The 19,687-nt window shown below is 63.3% G+C and carries 14 protein-coding genes; 6 read left to right on the forward strand and 8 right to left on the reverse strand.

Features of this window, described 5'->3' with window-relative positions; all coding sequences use genetic code 11:
* Together NKI79_RS19315 and NKI79_RS19320 are read right to left on the reverse strand one after the other, a co-directional pair.
* Positions 1-591, reverse strand: a complete 591-nt coding sequence (locus NKI79_RS19315) for a hypothetical protein (protein ID WP_352803471.1) — start codon at positions 589-591, stop codon at positions 1-3.
* 97 nt (positions 592-688) lie between these two features.
* Positions 689-1,294 carry a TetR/AcrR family transcriptional regulator gene (locus tag NKI79_RS19320; protein WP_352509069.1) on the reverse strand — a complete coding sequence of 202 codons (606 nt, stop codon included), beginning with the start codon at positions 1,292-1,294 and terminating at the stop codon, positions 689-691.
* 82 nt (positions 1,295-1,376) lie between these two features.
* On the opposite strand from NKI79_RS19320, the gene NKI79_RS19325 reads away from it, so the two are divergent.
* A complete protein-coding gene (locus tag NKI79_RS19325; RefSeq protein WP_352803474.1) occupies positions 1,377-2,660 on the forward strand; it encodes an MFS transporter in 1,284 nt (427 codons plus the stop codon).
* Positions 2,661-2,807: 147 nt separating this feature from the next.
* Entirely contained in the window at positions 2,808-4,382 is a 1,575-nt protein-coding gene (locus NKI79_RS19330; protein ID WP_352803476.1) for an alkaline phosphatase D family protein, read from the forward strand.
* A gap of 36 nt (positions 4,383-4,418) precedes the next feature.
* On the opposite strand, the gene NKI79_RS19335 is transcribed toward NKI79_RS19330, so the two are convergent.
* On the reverse strand, positions 4,419-4,700 hold the full coding sequence (locus tag NKI79_RS19335; RefSeq protein WP_352803478.1) for a hypothetical protein: 282 nt from the start codon (positions 4,698-4,700) through the stop codon (positions 4,419-4,421).
* A 198-nt stretch (positions 4,701-4,898) separates the two neighbouring features.
* Between NKI79_RS19335 and typA the strand changes: the two genes are divergently transcribed.
* Positions 4,899-6,728, forward strand: a complete 1,830-nt coding sequence (typA, locus tag NKI79_RS19340; RefSeq protein ID WP_254817743.1) for a translational GTPase TypA — start codon at positions 4,899-4,901, stop codon at positions 6,726-6,728.
* 272 nt (positions 6,729-7,000) lie between these two features.
* On the opposite strand, the gene NKI79_RS19345 is transcribed toward typA, so the two are convergent.
* On the reverse strand, positions 7,001-7,627 hold the full coding sequence (locus NKI79_RS19345) for a DUF1062 domain-containing protein (protein ID WP_352803479.1): 627 nt from the start codon (positions 7,625-7,627) through the stop codon (positions 7,001-7,003).
* 394 nt (positions 7,628-8,021) lie between these two features.
* Between NKI79_RS19345 and NKI79_RS19350 the strand changes: the two genes are divergently transcribed.
* Positions 8,022-8,636, forward strand: a complete 615-nt coding sequence (locus tag NKI79_RS19350) for a LysE family translocator (protein ID WP_352479554.1) — start codon at positions 8,022-8,024, stop codon at positions 8,634-8,636.
* 9 nt (positions 8,637-8,645) lie between these two features.
* Here NKI79_RS19350 and NKI79_RS19355 read toward each other — a convergent pair whose 3' ends face one another.
* Entirely contained in the window at positions 8,646-8,969 is a 324-nt protein-coding gene (locus NKI79_RS19355) for a YciI family protein (RefSeq protein WP_352479555.1), read from the reverse strand.
* Positions 8,970-9,106: 137 nt separating this feature from the next.
* Complete coding sequence (locus tag NKI79_RS19360) at positions 9,107-9,670, reverse strand: peroxidase-related enzyme (protein ID WP_352803481.1); 564 nt, start codon at positions 9,668-9,670, stop codon at positions 9,107-9,109.
* Positions 9,671-9,801: 131 nt separating this feature from the next.
* Between NKI79_RS19360 and NKI79_RS19365 the strand changes: the two genes are divergently transcribed.
* Positions 9,802-14,598, forward strand: coding sequence for an NAD-glutamate dehydrogenase (locus NKI79_RS19365; protein WP_352803482.1), 4,797 nt, complete (start codon positions 9,802-9,804; stop codon positions 14,596-14,598).
* A gap of 188 nt (positions 14,599-14,786) precedes the next feature.
* Positions 14,787-16,163, forward strand: a complete 1,377-nt coding sequence (locus tag NKI79_RS19370) for an MFS transporter (protein ID WP_352803485.1) — start codon at positions 14,787-14,789, stop codon at positions 16,161-16,163.
* A gap of 39 nt (positions 16,164-16,202) precedes the next feature.
* Here NKI79_RS19370 and purH read toward each other — a convergent pair whose 3' ends face one another.
* Both purH and NKI79_RS19380 read right to left on the reverse strand, forming a co-directional pair.
* The gene (gene purH, locus NKI79_RS19375; RefSeq protein ID WP_352803487.1) at positions 16,203-17,819 is read right to left on the reverse strand and encodes a bifunctional phosphoribosylaminoimidazolecarboxamide formyltransferase/IMP cyclohydrolase; all 1,617 of its coding nucleotides are present in this window, start codon (positions 17,817-17,819) and stop codon (positions 16,203-16,205) included.
* An 84-nt stretch (positions 17,820-17,903) separates the two neighbouring features.
* A complete protein-coding gene (locus tag NKI79_RS19380) occupies positions 17,904-19,652 on the reverse strand; it encodes a heparinase II/III family protein (protein WP_352803489.1) in 1,749 nt (582 codons plus the stop codon).
* Positions 19,653-19,687: the final 35 nt, after the last annotated feature.

The following is a 19,687-nucleotide window of genomic DNA, read 5'->3' on the forward strand; positions in this document are numbered from 1 at the left end:
TCAGTTGTCGACGCGGCCGAAAGCGGGCGCGTCGCCGATCACTACGCGCTTGTCCTTGCCGCAGGCGAAGGTGCGTGCCTTCTCGTCGGCAAGCTTGCGCGCCTGATCGTTGGCGGCGGGATTGCCGGTGGCGAGCACAAGGCCGATCGTGCAGCCTTGGTGGGCGTCAGGCTGGGCAACCTTGGCGACGATCAACACTTCCGTCGACTTGTTCTCGCCCTCGGTATCGCTGATCGAGCGACGATGAATGACGGCGAACGGAATGGTGGTTTTGCCGTTGGTTTCGATCCGCCACTCGACTTTAGGTCCAGCCGAGTTGAGGCCGGAAAAGCTTTCCCAGACCGTGGTCATATCGCCGGGTGGAAAGCCGTAGAACAGCGATTCCCGCGCGTCGTCGTAGGAAACCATTACCGGGTAGCCGCCATAACCCGAACAGGCGAGGTCGGCCCAGTCGCCGTCGCCTTCCTCCGCCTGGGCATAAGTCACGCAGTCCTTCTCCCAGACGAGATCGGTATAGACGCTGGATATGTCGCCAGCCCGGGCGGCGTTGCAGAAGCCGGCGAAGGCAAGCGGGATCAAAAGAGCGCGCATGGCGGACAACTCCGTTCGGGCTGCCGCAGCGTACCGTCAAATCTAGCAGCAGCCTAGACGAACTCAGGCTGCTCACAGTGATCTGGTAAACGGAACGCTATTTCTTCAAGCTTGCCTCGATCAGAAGGTCGGCGTTGCGGGCGACCGACTGCGCCGGCCCGCCGACACCGAACAGCTGGCCGCTGATATAGGCGCCCTCGATCAGGAGCAGCAGCCCGTCGCCCAGCGTGTCGGCGTCGCCGGCGCCCATCTCTGCCGCCATGGCACGCAGGCGCCGGCGCAATTCCCGCTTGTTGGCTTCGCTCACGACGCGGGCTGGATGGCCATGTTCGGGATATTCGACCGCGGCATTGGTCATGCCGCAGCCGCGATAATCGGGCCTTTGCGTACGCTTGCCGACACGCGTCAGGAAGGCGAGGATCTGCGCGCGCGGATCGCCGGGATGGGCATTCACCGCCTCGTCGAAGCGCTCCCAAAATTCGAGGTCATAGTGCCGGAGATAGGATGCGGCCAACTCATCCTTGGACGGAAAGCTGCGGTAGAGGCTGGGCTTGGTGACGCCGGCACGCCGCACGATCTCGTCGACGCCGATCGCCCTGATGCCTTGCCGGTAAAACAGGTCGCGCGCCACCTGGAGAATCCGTTCGGCGGCGCGAGGCGGCGGTGCGTCATTCGCCTTGATCGTTGGTTCAATGCTTTTCATGTCTGGTGTACCGATTAGCTGGTTGACAATGTTACCGGTCGGTACGTATGTTTCGCGCTCCTGCAACGTACCGGTCAGTAACATGATAGCTCAATCCCGCCCGTTTGGCCAGCGCTACGCTTTCGTCGTGGTCGCCGTCATCTTCCTTTGCCTGCTGATCGCAGCGGGCCTGCGTTCGGCGCCGGCAGTCATGATGCTGCCGCTGGAGAACAGTTTCGGCTGGCGGCGCGACGTCGTCTCGCTGGCCGCTGCCACTGGCATCTTCCTCTATGGCCTGACCGGGCCGTTTGCCGCGGCGCTGATGGAGCGGATCGGGCTGCGCCGCACCTTGCTTGCCGCGCTGCTTTTGATGTCGGGATCGACCGCGCTCAGCCTGTTGATGACCAAGCCGTGGCATCTGCTCCTCACCTGGGGCGTGTTTTCCGGCGTCAGCTCGGGCGCCGTCGCCACCGTGCTCGGCGCAACCATCGTCAACCGCTGGTTCAAGACCAATCGCGGCCTGGTGATGGGACTGATGTCGGCGTCCAGCGCCACCGGGCTGCTGGTCTTCCTGCCGCTGCTCGCCTCGCTCGCCCAGTCAGGCGGCTGGAAGCCGGTCGCCATCGCCATTGCCGTGGCCACCGCCTGCCTGGTGCCGCTGGTCTATATGCTGGTGCCGGAGCGCCCGGCCTCGATCGGCATGGTCCGCTATGGCGCCGAAGCCGACGACGTGCCGCCGGCGCCGCCGGCCGCGCAAGGCAATTTCCTTTCGCATACGCTGAGCACGCTGCGCCGCGCCGCCGGCACGCGCGTGTTCTGGTATCTGTTCGCTACTTTCTTCGTCTGCGGCTTCACCACCAACGGGCTGGTCGGCACGCACCTGATCGCCTTTTGCGGCGACATGGGCATAGGCGAAGTGCAAGCCGCCGGCCTGCTGTCGATGATGGGCATTTTCGACCTGATCGGCACGACGCTATCGGGCTGGCTCACCGACCGTTTCGATCCGCGCAAGCTGCTCGGCGTCTATTACGGCATCCGCGGCCTGTCGTTGATCTATCTGCCCTATTCCGGCTTTTCGGCAACCAGCCTGATCATCTTCGCCGTGTTTTACGGACTGGACTGGATCGCCACGGTGCCGCCGACGCTGAGGCTTTCCAACGAGGCGTTCGGCGACCGCAGCGGACCGATCGTCTTCGGTTGGATCGTCGCCGGCCATCAGGTTGGCGCCGCGACAGCGGCCTTCTTCGGCGGCACCATGCGCGAGCTGCAAGGCAATTACGAGCTTGCCTTCCTGATCGCCGGTATGACGGCAATAGCCGCCGCCTGCATCTCACTGCTGATCAACACCAGCCGCCCGGCCTTCGAGCCGGAACCGCAGGCGGCTTAGGGTGCGACAGTTGAGTGCTAATCTCCCCCGTTGAGGGGGAGATCGCCCGCCTGTTCACTGTTATCAAACCTTCATCGTTTCGAAATGTGCCTGAAACATTGAAGCTGGAGCTTGGCGGCGACGTTCAACGCCATCCAGGAGACAGCCATGAACAAGATTTCGATGACGCGGCGCGCTTTCGTCACGTCGGCCAGCGCCGTTGGCCTGGTCGGCGCGTCGGGCCTCGCGCTTCCCTATTACTCGCGCGCCAATCAGCGCCCGGCCTTTACCCACGGGATCCAATCCGGCGACGTCGACGCGACCAGCGGCATGGTCTGGGCGCGCACGGACCGGCCGTCGCGCGTCATGTTCGAAGTGTCGTCGACGGAGAGCTTCGCCAATGCCGTCCGCCTGGCGCCGCTCGATAGCTCGCCGGCCAGCGACTATACGGTGAAGCGGCTGCTTACCGATCTCGCCTCCGACCAGGACATCTTCTACCGCATGGTCGCGGCCGATCTTTCCGATATCAACGCCGTTTCCGAGCCGATCGTCGGCCGCTTCCGCACGGCACCTGCCTCGAAGCGCGACATTCGTTTCGCTTGGTCGGGCGACACCGCCGGCCAGGGCTGGGGCATCGACGACACCGGCATGAAGACCTACGCCACGATCGCCAAGCACACGCCGGACTTCTTCCTGCATTCGGGCGATACGATCTATGCCGACGGCGCGATGAAGGACGAGGTCGACCTGCCCGGCGGCGGCAAGTGGAAGAACACCGTGCTGATCGACGAAAAACGCAAGGTTGCCGAGACGCTGGATGAATACCGGGGTCAGTGGAAATACAATTTGATGGACAGGAACGTGCTGGCGCTGAACGCCATCTGCCCGACGTTCTACCAGTGGGACGACCACGAGGTGGTGAACAACTGGTCGGATTCGAAGGATCTGAGCGCCGACGACCGCTACACCGAAAAATCCATCCATGTACTGACGGCACGCGCGGCGCGCGCCTTTCACGAAATGACGACGATCCGCTACGAGCCGTCTGAGCCCGGCCGTGTCTACCGCAAAATCGCCTATGGGCCGCTGCTCGATGTGTTCTTCCTCGACATGCGTTCCTATCGCGGCCCCAACGGTCCGAATATGCAGGAGACGATGACGCCGCAATCACGCATCCTCGGCGAACAACAGACGAAATGGCTGAAGCGCGAGCTGGCGAATTCCAATGCAACCTGGAAAATCATCGCCGCCGACATGCCGCTCGGCCTCGTCGTCTGGAACGACGGCACCATGAAGGTCGGGGCCGAGGCAATCAGCAATGGCGACAATGGCGCGGCCAAGGGGCGCGAGCTGGAAATTGCCGACCTCCTTCGCTATATAAAGAACGCGGGGATCAGCAATACCGTCTGGCTAACCGCAGACGTGCATTACACAGCCGCGCATTATTACAATCCGGACAAGGCGCAGTTCCAGGACTTCAATCCGTTCTGGGAATTCGTTTCGGGTCCGATCCACGCCGGCACGTTCGGACCGAATGCTTTCGACATGACTTTCGGCCCGGAGCTGAGGTTCATCAAGGCACCGACCGCCGAACAGGGTCAGAACCTGCCGCCGTCGGCCGGCCTGCAGTTCTTCGGGCTCGTCGACATCGATGGAGCCACCGAGCAGTTGACGGTGCGGCTGATGGATCGCGACGACAGCGAACTCTACAAGGTCACGCTCGATCCGGTGCGGTCGGCGTGAGATTGCCTTTAGGACCACCCCGAAGGTGGATGTGCATCAATCGGGATAGCAGACGACGGGAATATTGGGCCAGACGGCGCTGTCGCATCCGGCGTTTTTTTGCCTTTGTTTGAAGGCGGTGCTGACCGGTCCGGTCACCACCGGGTCGACTCCGTCCGGAGCATCGGCAAAAAGCTGCTCTGCCGAGCGCTTGTCGGACGGCAGAGCAGACCGCGTCTCCTTGGACGGCGCGGCCGATTGCGCCGCGCTTGCCGCGAGGAGGACGGCGAGCGCGGTACATGCCAAAATCGGCCGGAGTTTGATGCCTGTCTCGATCATGAAATTCGAACTGTCCGGACCACGAAAGGTTCCGCCTTGGTTAATAATTCCACTTCACACCAAGACATTTAAGATTTGGTGACTTTATTTGGTGGCTCGCCTCCTCTTTCGCAAATGCGAAAAACCCTGTATGAGCCGCCCAACCGAAAGAGGCAGCGCCTTTTGGCCTGCTGCCTGCAACGCTCCCGAGACCGAAACATGAAAATCCGCAATATCGCGATCATCGCGCACGTCGACCATGGAAAAACCACCCTCGTCGACCAGCTCCTGAAACAGTCCGGCTCGTTCCGCGACAACCAGCGCGTCGCCGAGCGCGCCATGGATTCAAACGATCTTGAAAAGGAACGCGGCATCACCATCCTGGCCAAGGCGACCTCGGTCGACTGGAAGGATACCCGCATCAACATCGTCGACACGCCCGGCCACGCCGATTTCGGCGGCGAGGTCGAGCGCATCCTGTCGATGGTGGATTCGGCCATCGTGCTGGTCGACGCCGCCGAGGGCCCGATGCCGCAGACCAAATTCGTCGTGGGCAAGGCGCTCAAGGTTGGACTGAAGCCGATCGTCGTCATCAACAAGATCGACCGGCCGGATGCCCGCCATGTCGAAGTGGTCAACGAGGTGTTCGACCTTTTTGCAGCACTTGATGCCACCGACGAGCAGCTCGACTTTCCTATCCTTTACGGTTCAGGCCGCGACGGCTGGGTCTCGGAAAACCCCGAAGGCCCGAAGGACCAGGCTCTGGCGCCGCTGTTCGACCTCGTCATCAAGCACGTGCCGGCGCCGACCGTTCATCCCGGCCCGTTCCGCATGATCGGCACCATCCTGGAAGCCAATCCGTTCCTCGGCCGCATCATCACCGGCCGTATCGAATCCGGCACGCTGAAATCCAACCAGGCGGTCAAGGTGCTGCACCATGACGGCACCCAGGTCGAAACCGGCCGCATTTCGAAGATCCTCGCCTTCCGCGGGCTCGAGCGCCAGCCCATCGAGGAAGCGCAGGCGGGCGACATCGTCGCCATCGCCGGCCTGTCGAAAGGTACTGTCGCCGACACCTTCTGCGACCTGTCGGTGACCGAGCCGCTGCATGCGCAGCCGATCGATCCGCCGACGGTGACGATGTCTTTCCTCGTCAACGATTCGCCGCTGGCCGGTACCGAAGGCGACAAGGTGACCAGCCGCGTCATCCGCGACCGCCTGCTGCGCGAGGCCGAAGGCAATGTCGCGCTGAAGATCGAGGAATCACCTGACAAGGATTCGTTCTTCGTTTCCGGCCGCGGCGAATTGCAGCTGGCCGTGCTGATCGAGACGATGCGCCGCGAAGGTTTTGAGATCGCCGTGTCGCGGCCGCGCGTCGTCATGCAGAAGGGCGATAACGGCGAATTGCTGGAGCCGGTCGAGGAAGTCGTCATCGACGTCGACGAGGAGCATGCCGGCGTCGTCGTGCAGAAGATGTCGGAGCGCAAGGCCGAGATGGTCGAGTTGCGCCCTTCGGGCGGCAATCGCCAGCGCATCGTCTTCCACGCGCCGACGCGCGGCCTGATCGGCTACCAGTCGGAACTGTTGACCGACACGCGCGGCACCGCCGTGATGAACCGGCTGTTCCATGCCTATGAGCCTTATAAGGGTGAGCTGCCGGGCCGCACCAACGGCGTGCTGATCTCCAACGAACAGGGTGAATCGGTGGCCTATGCCATGTGGAACCTGGAGGACCGCGGCCCGATGGTCATCGATCCCGGCGTCAAGGTCTATCAGGGCATGATCATCGGCATCCATTCCAGGGACAACGACCTTGAGGTCAACGTGCTCAAGGGCAAGAAGCTGACCAACATCCGCGCCGCCGGCAAGGACGAGGCGGTGAAGCTGACGCCGCCGATCCGCATGACGCTGGAACGCGCGCTGGCCTGGATCCAGGACGACGAGCTGGTCGAAGTGACGCCGAAGACCATCCGCCTGCGCAAGCTCTATCTCGACCCGAACGAGCGCAAGCGTTTTGAGAAGTCGGCGAAAGTGGTCGGCGCGGCATAAAGGGCAATACCGCGCAGTGAGCGGTAAACTGGTCACGGCTGTCATATAGACAATCGACCCGAGGCCGAAGTTTGCGTGTCGATGCTCGACGCGTATGGAATTTGTGCTCTCGCGAATTATCTTCTCGACACGGGCAGGCTCGGCTTGGATTCATGTGCAAGTCGCCGACAGCGATCCCGATGCGGCCAAGGGTTTGATCGGCTCGGCCTCCAAAGAGGGCGATTGACCCCTGGCCGCAACTGTCTCCGATTGCGGATGCCCTTCCCGTCGCCTCATCCGCCGGCAGCCGAAATGATATCGTCCCGGTCTGGTTCGCCAGACAGGTGGATGCGGATCGCCGTTCCCGTCCGCGCCGGCCTGCGCAAGGCTTTGGCTCCGTCCGGACCAACCACCAGCAATCGTTTCTCTTCCCAAACCTGAAGCCGCGATCGCGAGACACCGAGTTCGCTGGCGAGTAACCGGTCGAGCCGCAGCGCTGTCGGCATTTCGAGCCAGAGCTGGAGTTCGAGCGCGCTGGTATTTTCCGGTCTATCCCCGAGCACCTCCTTTTGAACGGCGGCTTCGGGGAACTCCTCAACGCGCCCGATACTGCTTCGCAATGCGGCAACATCGAAGGCATGGCGCCGCGCCAGGACCGGATCGTTGCTTTCGAGCGCCTGCAATATTGCCGGTTCGATATCCCGGCGGCTGCAGCGCTCCAGAATGCAGAAATTCCAGGAATTGTCGCAGTCGATGCAGCGGTAGATCAACCAGGCGTCAATGCGCTTGCCATTGGCATTGACGCGGAATTTGCCGCTGCAGCGATAGGCTTTCATGCCGCCGCAGCGATTGCAGTTGAGGTGAGGTCGAGGTGCGGTTTTGGGCGCGATCGCCCAGCGAATGCGCAGTATCGAAGGCATGCCGAAAAGCCCTTCCCGTCGGGAAGTTCGTCAGATCGGCGATATCGAGAACCCCTTGCGGGCACGGCGTGGCGAGAGACTGCGGCAGTTGGAAATCAGGTGTCGCGGGTGGTTATGCGCGACAGCGGTTCAGCAGTGCCAAACCGGTCTCGAACCGCCACCCTGAAGAACAGATCATGTGAAACAGGCACCGCGACTGGGACGCCCTGCTCTGTGTTGGGGGAGTTGACGAGACCGGCGGTTACGTAGGCAAAGTGAAGCTCGGAAAGGATTTCGGAACGACATCTCTAGCCGTGAGGTGCCTGGCGGACAAGCCTTCTTTCGGTAGACGCTACCGTCGCCGGAACAGTTGGGTTATGTTGAACACCCCAAACACTTCAAACGAGACCCCGTCATGCATTTCACGTCGCTGCTGATTTTTGCCGGCGCCCTGCTTGTTGCCGCCGGCTCGCCCGGCCCGTCGATCGCCGCTCTTGTGGCGCGGGTCATCGCAAAGGGCTTCCGCGACGTGTTTCCGTTCCTGCTTGCGATGTGGATCGGCGAAGCGATCTGGCTGTCTCTGGCGGTGTTTGGCCTCGCTGTGGTGGCGCAGACGTTCCATTATGCATTTGTCGTCGTGAAGTGGGTCGGCGTCAGCTATCTCGGCTGGCTTGCCTGGAAGATGTGGACGGCACCGGTCGAGGCGAAGGAAGGTTCGCTGCCGCGCGAAGATTCTCCTGCCAAGCTGTTCTTTGCCGGCATGGCTGTGACGCTCGGCAACCCCAAGATCATGATGTTCTATCTGGCGCTGCTGCCGACCATCATCGACCTCGGTTCGGTCAGCATGGTCGGCTGGGTCGAGCTGACGGCGACCATGGCAGTGGTCCTGGTCGCCATCGATTTGACCTGGGTGCTCGCCGCATCGCAGGCGCGCAAGCTCTTGAGAAGCAAGCGGGCGATGAAGATCGCCAACCGCATCAGCGCCGGCACCATGGCCGGCGCTGCGGCGGCGATCGCGGCGCGATCTTGAGCCGGCGCGTCAACCCATTTCGATGATCGGCGCGATCTCGATACTAAAGGCTGGGTCGGTCAAGATAGGACAATCCTTGGCCTTGCCGACGGCATCGTCGATGTCTTTTGCTTCGATGATGGTGTAACCAGCGGTCGGATTGCTGCCGCCGTTGTTCTCGACCTTGCCGCCAGGCAGTACGGTCTTCGACATGCCGACTGGATTGCCACCGTCGACCACCGCTGAGCCAAGCTTGCCATACCAGCCGTTCCAGGCATCCATCGCTGCCTTCCGTTCGGCCTCCTCGGTCGGCATCTTGCCCGAGCCATGATAGACGTAGAGAAATTTCGCCATGTTCTCCTCCTCTGATCGGCGGCATCGAACCGGCATGCGGTCATGCCGCATGCCGATCATCTGACCAAACCGGCAAACAAGCAACGAGAATGCGAAGTAGCTAATATAATGTGCGGTTGGCCCGCAACGGCGGCGCCCTATCGAGCCATCGCGTGGTATTCATCGTTCGGCCGCATATCGATTGCCGATGCCAACCGGTTCGACATGTTGAAGAATGCCGCGGTCGAGGCGACATCCCATATGTCGCGGTCGGAAAAGCCGACTTGCCGCAGCGCCGCCCGGTCCGCTTCGACGATCTTTGCCGGCTGCTCGGTCAGCTTCACCGCGAATTCGAGCATGGCGCGTTGCCTGTCCGACAGCTTGGCGGCGCGAAAATTCATCACCATCATCTCGCCGAAGGCGGGGTCGCCGGAAAGCTGGCGCACCGCCGCGCCATGCGCGGCCAGGCAATAGTAGCAATGGTTGACCGAAGAGACGGCGACCGCGATCATCTCGCGCTCGAGTTTCGACAGGCCGGATTCACCCAGCATCAAATCATTGTACATGTCGGTGAAAGCGCGCAGCTTCTTCTCGTCGAAGGCATAGACGAGTAGCACATTGGGAACGAGGCCGAGTTTCTCCCGGCATTTGGCGAAATAGGCCTTGGTCGCGTCGCTCAGCTCCGCCGGTGCCAGGTCAAGCGCGGTGATTTTGTCCGTCATGGCGGATTTCTCCTCGTTTTTCGCCAGGCTGCCGGTGAATTCCGACATTTCGTCGCAAGCCGTCAAACCTTTGTCGCCAAATACCCGTCATCTGTTAGCATAGCCGCAAAAACATGCGACGGGAGGGACTCATGGCCAGTGTAAAGTCAGCGAGCCGGTTGAAAAAAGCCGGCCTGACGAGGGGTGAAGCCGCGGGTGGCGAAAAGCCCGGCAGGCTTGCCGACTACCTGCTGGCCCGAGCTCCGGCCGAAGATGTCGCCGCCTACGACGTCATCGATCTCGAACGCGCTGCCGAACTCGCTGGCCGCGCAGTGGCCAGGCACAAGAAGGACGACTGCGTCGTTGCCATAGACGTCGATTCCGGTGTCGTCCGCCAGGGCCGGCCGATGACGGTGATCACCGTCGTCAACGACAACATGCCGTTCCTGTTTGATTCCGTCCTCGGCGAAATCACCGAGAGCGCGGGCGAGCCGCTGCTGGTTACCCACCCGGTCATAGTCGTCAGGCACGGCAAAAACGGCGTCGAGGAAATCCTCGGCGACGGGGGTTATGCCAAGGGCGACCACAGCCATGACCGGCTGAGCGTCATCCACGTCCATATCGGCCGCCTTTCGGCCGAGCAGGCTGAAGGTCTGGCCGCGCGCCTGACCAAGCTGCTCGGCCAAGTGCGCGCCGCCGTCACCGACTGGAAGCCGATGCTCGCCCGCCTCGACCAGGCGATCTCGGAATTCCGCTACTCGCCAGTGCCGCTCGACAAGGCCCATGTCACCGAGGCGATCGCCTTCCTCGAATGGCTGCGCGACGACAATTTCACCTTTCTCGGCATGCGCGAATTCAACTACACCGGCGGCGAGACGAGCGGCATGCTCGAGCGCGCCGAAAAGCCCGGCTTGGGCATCCTTTCCGATCCCGACGTGCTGGTGCTCAGGCGCGGCACCGAAGCGGTAAGCACGACGCCGGAAATCCGCGCCTTCCTGCATGGGCCGGAACCGCTGATTGTCACCAAGGCCAACGCCAAGTCATCGGTGCACCGCCGCATCTACCTCGACTACATCGGCGTCAAGACCTACACCGGCAAAGGCGTGCTTTCGGGCGAGCTCCGCATCGTCGGCCTGTTCACGTCGACTGCCTATACGCGCTCGGTGATGAAAATCCCCTATCTGCGCTCGAAGGCGGAAACCGTCATCGCCAAATCCGGCTTCAATCCAAGCGACCATTCCGGCAAGGCATTGATCAACGTGCTGGAGAGCTATCCGCGCGACGAGCTGTTCCAGGTTCCGGTGCCGATCCTGCGCAAGCATGCCGAAGCCATCCTGGGCTTGATCGAGCGGCCGCGCGTCAGGGCATTGGTGCGTGTCGACCAGTTCGACCGCTTCGTCTCCGTGCTCGTCTTCGTGCCGCGCGACCGTTACGACAGCGTCGTGCGCGAGAAGATCGGCACGTATCTGAAGACCGTCTTCGAAGGCCGGCTGTCGGCCTATTATCCGGCGTTCCCGGAAGGCGGGCTGGCGCGTGTCCATTTCATCATCGGCCGCTCCGGCGGCAAGACGCCGAAGGTCGAGCAGGCGACGATCGAGGCGGCGATCCGCGACATCGTACGGACCTGGGACGATGCACTGCGCGAGACCGCGACAGAGACCGGCGCCGATGCGAGACTCACGGCCATCGCCTCGCGTTTTTCGGAAAGCTATCGCGACAGTTTTCCGCCGGCCGTGGCGCTGGCCGACGCCGGACGCATCGCCAAGCTCGATGCGTCAAATCCGATCGCCATCGACTATTACCGTCACGCCGTCCAGAAGCCGCATCAGGCGGCACTGAAGATCTATCACCACGGCAGCCCGGTGGCGCTGTCGCGGCGTGTGCCGGTGTTGGAAAACATCGGTTTCCGCGTCATCAGCGAGCGCACTTTCGAGGTCGGCGACAATCAATCCGGCATGGTCTTCATCCACGACATGGAACTCGAGAACAGCTACGGCAGGCCGATCGACCTCGGCAATGGCGGCGCGCTGTTCGAGGATGCGTTCCTTTCCGTCTGGCGCGGCGATGTCGACAATGACGGCTATAACGGCCTTGCCCAGACCGCCGGCCTGTGGTCGGGCGAGATCACCGTCCTGCGCGCCTATGGCCGCTATCTGCAGCAGGCCGGTATCCCGCAGAGCCAGGATTTCATCGCCGCCGCGCTCAATCGCTATCCCGAGATCGCCCGCGGCCTGCATGCGCTGTTCGTCGCCCGCCTCGGCCCGACGGCGGAAACGGAAGGTGTCGTCCAGGCCAAACAATTGAAGGCCAAGATCACGGATGCGCTGGAAGACGTTCCCAACATCGATGACGACACCATCATCCGCCGTTATCTGAACCTGATCGAGGCCTCGCTGCGCACCAACCATTTCGTTGCCGATACGAAAGAGAAAGGCCAATCGCTGGCGATCAAGCTCGATTCGCAATCGGTGGACGGGCTGCCGGCGCCGCGGCCATGGCGGGAGATCTTTGTCTATGGCTCCGAGGTCGAGGGTGTGCATCTGCGCTTCGGCCCGGTCGCGCGCGGCGGCCTGCGCTGGTCGGACCGTGCCCAGGACTATCGCACCGAAGTACTCGGCCTGGTCAAGGCACAGCAGGTCAAGAATGCGGTGATCGTGCCGGTTGGCGCCAAGGGCGGTTTCTACCCGAAAAAGCTGCCGATGAGCGCCGGGCGCGACGCCATTTTCGAGGCCGGCACAGCCGCCTACAAGAATTACGTTTCCAGCCTGTTGTCGATCACCGACAATATCGGCCTGGACGGCGTCATCCCGCCGGCGGGCGTGGTGCGGCGCGACCAGGACGATCCCTATTTCGTCGTTGCCGCCGACAAGGGCACGGCGACCTTCTCGGACATCGCCAACGCCATCAGTGAAAAGCACGGCTTCTGGCTCGACGACGCTTTCGCCAGCGGCGGTTCGGCCGGTTACGACCACAAGAAGATGGGCATCACCGCCAAGGGCGCCTGGGAAGCGGTCAAGCGGCATTTTCGCGAGATGAACCGCGACATCCAAACCACTCAGTTCACCGTCGTCGGCGTTGGCGACATGTCGGGCGACGTGTTCGGCAACGGCATGCTGCTGTCGGAGCAGACCCGGCTGATCGCCGCCTTCGATCATCGCGACATCTTCATCGATCCCGATCCCGACATGGCGGCTTCGATGGCCGAGCGCCGGCGTATGTTCGCTCTCGCCCGCTCAAGCTGGCAGGATTACGACAAGACGAAGCTGTCCGAAGGTGGCATCATCGTCTCGCGCAGCCAGAAGTCGATCACCTTGCCGGCCGCCGCGGCTGCAGCGATCGGCCTCGGCAAGACAACGGCCACGCCGGTCGAGATCATGAGTGCCATCCTCAAGGCGCCGGCAGATCTTTTGTGGTTCGGCGGCATCGGCACCTATGTCAGGGCATCGGGCGAGACCAACCAGGACGTCGGCGACCGTGCCAATGACGCGATCCGCATCACCGCGCTCGACCTGCGCGCCAAGGTGATCGGTGAGGGTGCCAATCTCGGCGTCACGCAGCGGGCGCGCATCGAATTCGGATTGAATGGCGGACGCTGCAACTCGGATGCGATCGACAATTCTGGCGGCGTGAACTGTTCCGACGTCGAGGTCAACATCAAGATCGCGCTGGCTTCCGCGATGCGCAAGGGATCGTTGACCCGGCCGGCGCGCAACAAATTGCTGGCCGAGATGACCGACGAGGTCGGCGCCCTGGTGCTGTCCAACAATTACCAGCAGACGCTGGCGCTGTCGCTTGCCCGCAAGCGCGGCCTCGCCGACATCGCCCATCAGAGCCGCTTCATGGCGGCGCTGGAGGCGCGCGGACTGCTCGACCGTGCCGTCGAGGCGCTGCCGTCGCCGGCGGCCCTTGTCGAGCGCGAGACGCGCGGCGAGCCGCTGACCCGGGCCGAGCTCGGCGTGCTGCTTGCCTATGCCAAGATCGTGCTGTTTTCCGATATCGTCGCCAGCGACGTGCCCGACGATCCGCATTTCGACCGTGATCTCATGGGCTATTTCCCCGAGCGCATGGCGAAGAGATATGCGGGAGAAATCCACGGCCATCGACTGCGCCGCGAGATCATCGCCCGTGTCGTCGCCAATGATCTGGTCAATCGCGGCGGTCCGTCCTTCGTCAACAGGCTGCAGGAAACAACCGGCCGCAGTGCCGCTGATGTCGTGCGCACCTTCGCCGTGGTGCGGGACGGCTTTGCGCTGCCGGCGCTCTACCGGCAGATCGACGCGCTCGACAACCAGATCGACGGGCAGATCCAGCTCGACCTTTATCAGGCGGTCAGCCGGCTGATCTATGTGACGAGCGGCTGGTACCTGAAGAACGATGCCGGCACCGCGCCGCTCGGGCAGCGGATCGCCGAGTTGCAGGAGGCGCGCAAGGCGCTGGAGCCGAAGCTGGTTTCGCTGCTGCCGGCCTTCTCGCGCGAGCGGATCGAGGAGCGGCGGCACAATCTGTCGAAGGGCGGCGCGCCGGGGAGCCTTGCCGAACAACTGGCGTTGACCGATGTGGCGGAACTCATCCCCGACATTGCCCTGACGGCGCGGACGGCGAATGCCGGCATCGTCGCTGCCGCCAAGGCATTTTTCGCGGTCAGCGATGTCTTTCGCATCCCGCGCGTCGAAGATGCGGCGCGCTCGATCACGCCCTCGGATTATTACGATCAACTGGCGCTTTCCCGTGCCACCGACACGATCGGCGCGGCCAGGCGCGGCATCGCCGTGGCGGCACTCACCAGCCATGCCGAGGCGGCGGATCCGGTGGCGGCATGGCTGGAGGCCGGCGGCGAACGGGTCGGACGCATCCGCGAGCGGCTGCAGGCGCTGACCGAGGGCGGCGACATCACCGTGTCGCGGCTGTCGGTGGCGTCCGGCCTGATGAGCGATCTGACGGGGCTGTGAGACGTCTTCCATATCGCGCGGGATTGCCGGGAAGAACTGCGCAATAGAGCGAACGGCGCGCTGCTTTGGGGAGCGCCGGAGCATGATGCCGAACCTAACGATCGGCTTTTGGACAAGATCGTGCTCAACAACAAGACGGAGCGTCATTCCGATTCGATCGGCATTGAGCAAGCTCCAGCGGAGGGGACATGGCTGAGATGGCAGTGCAGCGGGCGTCGGGACGCGGCATCTGGGGATGGATGCTGTTCGACTGGGCGGCACAGCCGTTTTTCACGGTCGTCACTACCTTCATCTTCGGTCCGTATTTCGTTTCGCGCATGGCCAGCAATCCCGAGACCGGGCAAGCGGCCTGGGGCTACGGCATTGCCGCCGCCGGCCTCGTCATCGCTGTTTTGTCGCCGGTCCTCGGTTCGATCGCCGACCAGACAGGACCGCGAAAGCCGTGGATAGCCTTCTTCGCCGCGGTCAAGATCACCTGCCTCACCCTGCTGTGGTTCGCCGCGCCCGGCTCTAATCTTTTTCTGGTCGTCGCGTTGTTCTCGCTGGCGTCGGTCGCGGCGGAATTCTCGACCGTGTTCAATGATTCGATGATGCCCCGCCTGGTGCCGAAGAGCGACATCGGGAGGATCTCGAACATGGCCTGGGGGCTCGGCTATCTCGGCGGCATGATCGCACTGATCTTCGTCGTTACCGTCATGGCCGGCTCGCCTGAAACCGGCAAGACCGTTGTTGGGCTGGACCCGATCTTCGGCCTCGACCCCAGGCTCGGCGAGGACGCGCGCGCCACCGGACCGTTGTCGGCGGCCTGGTATTTCCTGTTCATCCTGCCGATGTTCTTCTTCACGCCGGATGCAATCAAAGGCATTCCAATCGGGCCGGCGGTGCGCGAGGGACTGTCGGAACTGAAGTCGACGCTGGCCGAAGTGCGCAAGCGCAGCGGCATTTTTCGCTTTCTCGTCGCCCGCATGATCTATCAGGACGGCGTCAACGCGCTGCTGGCGCTGGGCGGAACGTTTGCGGCGGCAATGTTCCATTGGTCGATTACCGAGATCGGCCTGTTCGGCATCATTCTCAACGTCGTCGCCATAGTCGGATGCCTGGTTGCCGCACGCCTCGACGCGGCCCTGGGTTCCAAGTCCATAGTGATGATTTCGCTGGTCATGCTGAGCATCGCCACGCTCGGCATCGTCTCGACCGGCCCGGGCTATACGCTGTTCGGCGCCTGGGTGATGCCTGGACTGGACGGCGGCGGATTGTTCGGTACGGCGGCGGAAAAAGCCTACATTTTCTACGGCCTGCTGATCGGGCTTGCTTTCGGGCCGGTGCAGGCATCGTCGCGCTCCTACATGGCGCGCAGCGTCTCCGCTGCCGAATCGGGGCGCTATTTCGGCATCTATGCGCTGGCCGGCCGAGCAACCAGTTTTGCCGCACCTTTCATGGTGGCCACGATCACCCTGGCCAGCGGCTCGGCGCGGCTCGGCATGGCGGCGATCGTGCTGTTCCTCGGAGCGGGCATGGGGATCCTGATCGGCACGCCCTATCCGGCGGATCGGCCGGCGGAGTGATCTGCTCGTCCCTTCTCCCACAGAGGGAAGGGAGGGAGTTCAATGCCTGAAATGCCTCACGCCGGTAAACACCATGGCGATGCCGTGAGCATCGGCGGCGGCGATGACATCGTCGTCGCGCATCGAGCCGCCGGGCTGGATGACGGCGGTGGCGCCGGCTTCGATTGCCGACAAAAGCCCATCCGCGAACGGGAAAAAGGCATCCGAGGCGACGACAGAGCCCTTGGTCAAAGGCTCCGTCAGACCGGCAGCCTCGGCCGCGTCGAGCGCCTTGCGCGCGGCGATGCGCGAGGAATCGACCCGGCTCATCTGGCCGGCGCCGATGCCGACTGTAGCGCTATCCCTGGCATAGACTATGGCGTTCGACTTGACGTGCTTTGCCACGCGGAAGGCGAATTTCAGATCGGCCAATTCGGCCGGCGTCGGAGCGCGGCTGGTCACCACTTTCAGGTCGAGGTCATCGACCACCGCATTGTCGCGGCCCTGGACCAACAAGCCGCCGGCAACCGATTTCAAGCCAAGGCCCGCCGCGCGCGGGTCGGGCAGGCCGCCGGTAACCAGCAGGCGTAGATTCTTCTTGGCGGCAATGATGCGGACTGCTTCCTCGGACGCCTCCGGTGCGATGATCACTTCGGTAAAGGTCTTGACGATCTCTTCGGCGGTTCCGGCGTCGAGGATGCGGTTCATGGCGACGATGCCGCCGAAGGCAGAGACCGGATCGCAGGCCAGCGCCTTGGCATAGGCCGCGTGCAGCGAAGCGGCTTCGGCGACGCCGCACGGGTTGGCGTGCTTGATGATGGCAATTGCGGCGGAGCGGGTCGGATCGAATTCGCCGACCAGCTCGAAGGCGGCGTCGGTGTCGTTGATGTTGTTGTAGGAAAGCTGCTTGCCCTGAAGCTGGCGCGCCGTAGCGACGCCCGGCCGCCTGTCGCCATTGACATAGAAGCCGGCGCCCTGATGCGGGTTTTCGCCATAGCGCATCACCGATTGCAGCTTGCCGCCGAAGGCGCGCCATGTCGGATGCTCGATCTCGAGCGCCTCGGCGAACCATCCCGAGATCGCCGCATCGTAGGTGGCAGTACGGGCAAAGGCCTTGGCCGCCAGCTTCTTGCGGAAATCCAGCGACAGCGAGCCGAAATTCATCTCCAGCGCGTTGAGCACCGAGGCATAGTCGTCAGGGTCGGTGACGGTACCGACATAGGCGTGGTTCTTGGCCGAGGCACGGATCATCGCCGGGCCGCCAATATCGATGTTCTCGACGATCGCCGCGTAGTCGGCGCCGGAGCGGCGCACCTCTTCGAATGGATAGAGATTGGAGACGACGAGGTCAATAGGCTCGATGCCGTGGTCGCGCATCGCAGCGACGTGCTCGGGATCGTCGCGCACGCCGAGCAGTGCGCCATGCACCGACGGGTGCAGCGTCTTGACGCGGCCGTCCATGATCTCGGGAAAGCCGGTGAGCTCGGATACGTCGCGCACGGCCATGCCGGCCTCGGCGATCGCCTTTGCGGTGCCGCCGGTCGAAACCAGCTCGACGCCGGCCGAAGCCAGCGCCTTGGCGAAGTCGATCAGGCCGGTCTTGTCGAAGACGGAGAGCAGCGCGCGACGGATCGGAACAAGGTCGGGCGCGGGAATGTTCTTGGCGGCGACGGCCATGGGCTGGCGGCCTTTCCAGTTCTGGTTGGAGAGCGTCCGCGGGCCGTAGCACATGAGGCCCGGAAATCAAGCAGCAAGGCTTGATCAGTGTTTGCCGTTGCCACTGGCTTCAGCTTTTTCCGGATGACCACCGAGAGTAGTCCGCGTCAATTGCCAGTGGACCTCGGAAATCTCCGAGGCTTTGAACGCAAGCACGATCTGCCGGCTGCGGCGCGGGCCGCCGAGCCCGGCGAAATAGATCGATTCCTCGACCTCGGGTACCACTTCGGTGGAGGTAAACACCCAGGTGTCGGCATGGTCGGCGGCCAGCACCAGACGGTCATGCTCATCCTGGAGCAGGTTTATGTCGGGATGGACATGGAAACGCACCGTGACGAAATCACGGCCATTGTTGCGGATAGAGGCGCCGCCCGGCCGCAGGAAGCGGTCCCTGCCGGCAAGCACATTGCCTTCGGTCGATAATTTCAGCTCGCGCTCATGCAGGAAGCCGAAGCGCGCGACATAGCCGTCATGGCGGGCGATGAAGCCCTGGCTGCCCTTCTGGTCGGTGCGCTTGCAAGGCACATGCTGCGGCCCGCCGATCAAAGGCGTGCCGAGCAGGTCGTTGACGCGCAGGGAGTGGTTGAAGCGCGCCGACGACGTGTCGTTGATGGTGGCGGTCGAGTGGGCGGCGGTGGCGCGGGCAAGCGGCCGGAACTCGGCGGCGCCATAGGTGTCTATGCCGGCGTTGACGACATAGTGCTGGCGGCCCGACGACAATTCGAAGGCGAGGCACCCGGCGTGAGCGGCATTGGACACGTCGACGGGCGGCGGCGGCCCGGTATCGGCGATCACGGTGACACCCCCCATCGACAGGCGCTCATAACCCGAATGCGGCGCGTGCAGCAATGGTGCGCCGGCGGTGTCGTCGTGATGCAGGATGCTGGCGATACGGTCGTGGATGGTGGCGCCCATGCCGTTGAAGCGGGCAAGGCTGCCATCCTGATGGCGAAAGAAGCGCAGCGCCGGCAACATCCGGTCGATGGCGCCGATCAGGGCGGCCGGCGGTGTCTCGGCCTGATTGGCGTATGTCTGGCGCAACGGCAGAAGGTCGGCGAGGATTTCAAGCACGGCCATCGGATTGCGCGAGATATGGCCGCCGTCAGGCAGGATCTGGCGGTCGATCTCGTCGCCGAGACTGCGGGTGGCACCGCGCAGCGCCGAGGCCGGCGCCGGCAGCGACAAAGCGGCAAAGGCCAGCGCAATGCGCGCGCGCAGCCTGTCCTTGCCGTCCGGCATCTCGCGCGCCATGGCGCGCAGATAGCGGATCTGGACGGCAAGCGATTTCAGGAAGGCGCGGTAGAACGGAAATTCGGCGCCCTGCAACACGATCGAGGAATGCTGCAGCCAGGCAATGACGCGCTTGGCCGTCGTGCCGGGCTCCCAGGCGACGCCGGAAATATGGCTGCCATGGATTGCAATCCAGTCGGAAACCAACGCCCGCGCGTTGGCGGCGGCGAGCTCGGTACCCGCGGCACGCATGTGGCGCAGCCAGCGAAAGCCATGCAGCGTCTTTTGCCAGCCGGGATTGGGCACGTCGATCTGGAAGGGCGATTTGCCGCCGGTCTCGACCAGATGCCCCGAAAGCGGATAGCGGCCGTAATAGATCTCGAGCGCGATCTGAGGATCGGCGAGGCGCAGGTCCGGCGGGGCGATCAGGACGCGCTCCGGCGTGCGGCCTGAGTAGCGCCAGCGATAGAGTGGTCCGGCACGCAAGCGCCGGCGCGCCTTGCGCCAGAACTCCCTCGCGACAAGCGTCCACAGACGCGTCGTGTTACCGGCAGCGATTGCCAAAATCTCTCCTGATCGTCCTCACCCAGGCACAAGTT

The organism is Mesorhizobium sp. M0340 (genome assembly GCF_040321535.1).
GTDB lineage: Bacteria > Pseudomonadota > Alphaproteobacteria > Rhizobiales > Rhizobiaceae > Mesorhizobium.

Excerpts from the sequence above, each read along its gene's own strand:
- purH (WP_352803487.1), bottom strand. The coding sequence starts at position 17,819 with ATGGCCGTCGCCGCCAAGAACATTCCCGCGCCCGACCTTGTTCCGATC.
- typA (WP_254817743.1), top strand. The coding sequence starts at position 4,899 with ATGAAAATCCGCAATATCGCGATCATCGCGCACGTCGACCATGGAAAA.
- NKI79_RS19345 (WP_352803479.1), bottom strand. The coding sequence starts at position 7,627 with ATGCCTTCGATACTGCGCATTCGCTGGGCGATCGCGCCCAAAACCGCA.
- NKI79_RS19370 (WP_352803485.1), top strand. The coding sequence starts at position 14,787 with ATGGCTGAGATGGCAGTGCAGCGGGCGTCGGGACGCGGCATCTGGGGA.
- NKI79_RS19325 (WP_352803474.1), top strand. The coding sequence starts at position 1,377 with ATGATAGCTCAATCCCGCCCGTTTGGCCAGCGCTACGCTTTCGTCGTG.
- NKI79_RS19355 (WP_352479555.1), bottom strand. The coding sequence starts at position 8,969 with ATGGCGAAATTTCTCTACGTCTATCATGGCTCGGGCAAGATGCCGACC.
- NKI79_RS19315 (WP_352803471.1), bottom strand. The coding sequence starts at position 591 with ATGCGCGCTCTTTTGATCCCGCTTGCCTTCGCCGGCTTCTGCAACGCC.
- NKI79_RS19335 (WP_352803478.1), bottom strand. The coding sequence starts at position 4,700 with ATGATCGAGACAGGCATCAAACTCCGGCCGATTTTGGCATGTACCGCG.
- NKI79_RS19320 (WP_352509069.1), bottom strand. The coding sequence starts at position 1,294 with ATGAAAAGCATTGAACCAACGATCAAGGCGAATGACGCACCGCCGCCT.
- NKI79_RS19365 (WP_352803482.1), top strand. The coding sequence starts at position 9,802 with ATGGCCAGTGTAAAGTCAGCGAGCCGGTTGAAAAAAGCCGGCCTGACG.
- NKI79_RS19360 (WP_352803481.1), bottom strand. The coding sequence starts at position 9,670 with ATGACGGACAAAATCACCGCGCTTGACCTGGCACCGGCGGAGCTGAGC.
- NKI79_RS19350 (WP_352479554.1), top strand. The coding sequence starts at position 8,022 with ATGCATTTCACGTCGCTGCTGATTTTTGCCGGCGCCCTGCTTGTTGCC.
- NKI79_RS19330 (WP_352803476.1), top strand. The coding sequence starts at position 2,808 with ATGAACAAGATTTCGATGACGCGGCGCGCTTTCGTCACGTCGGCCAGC.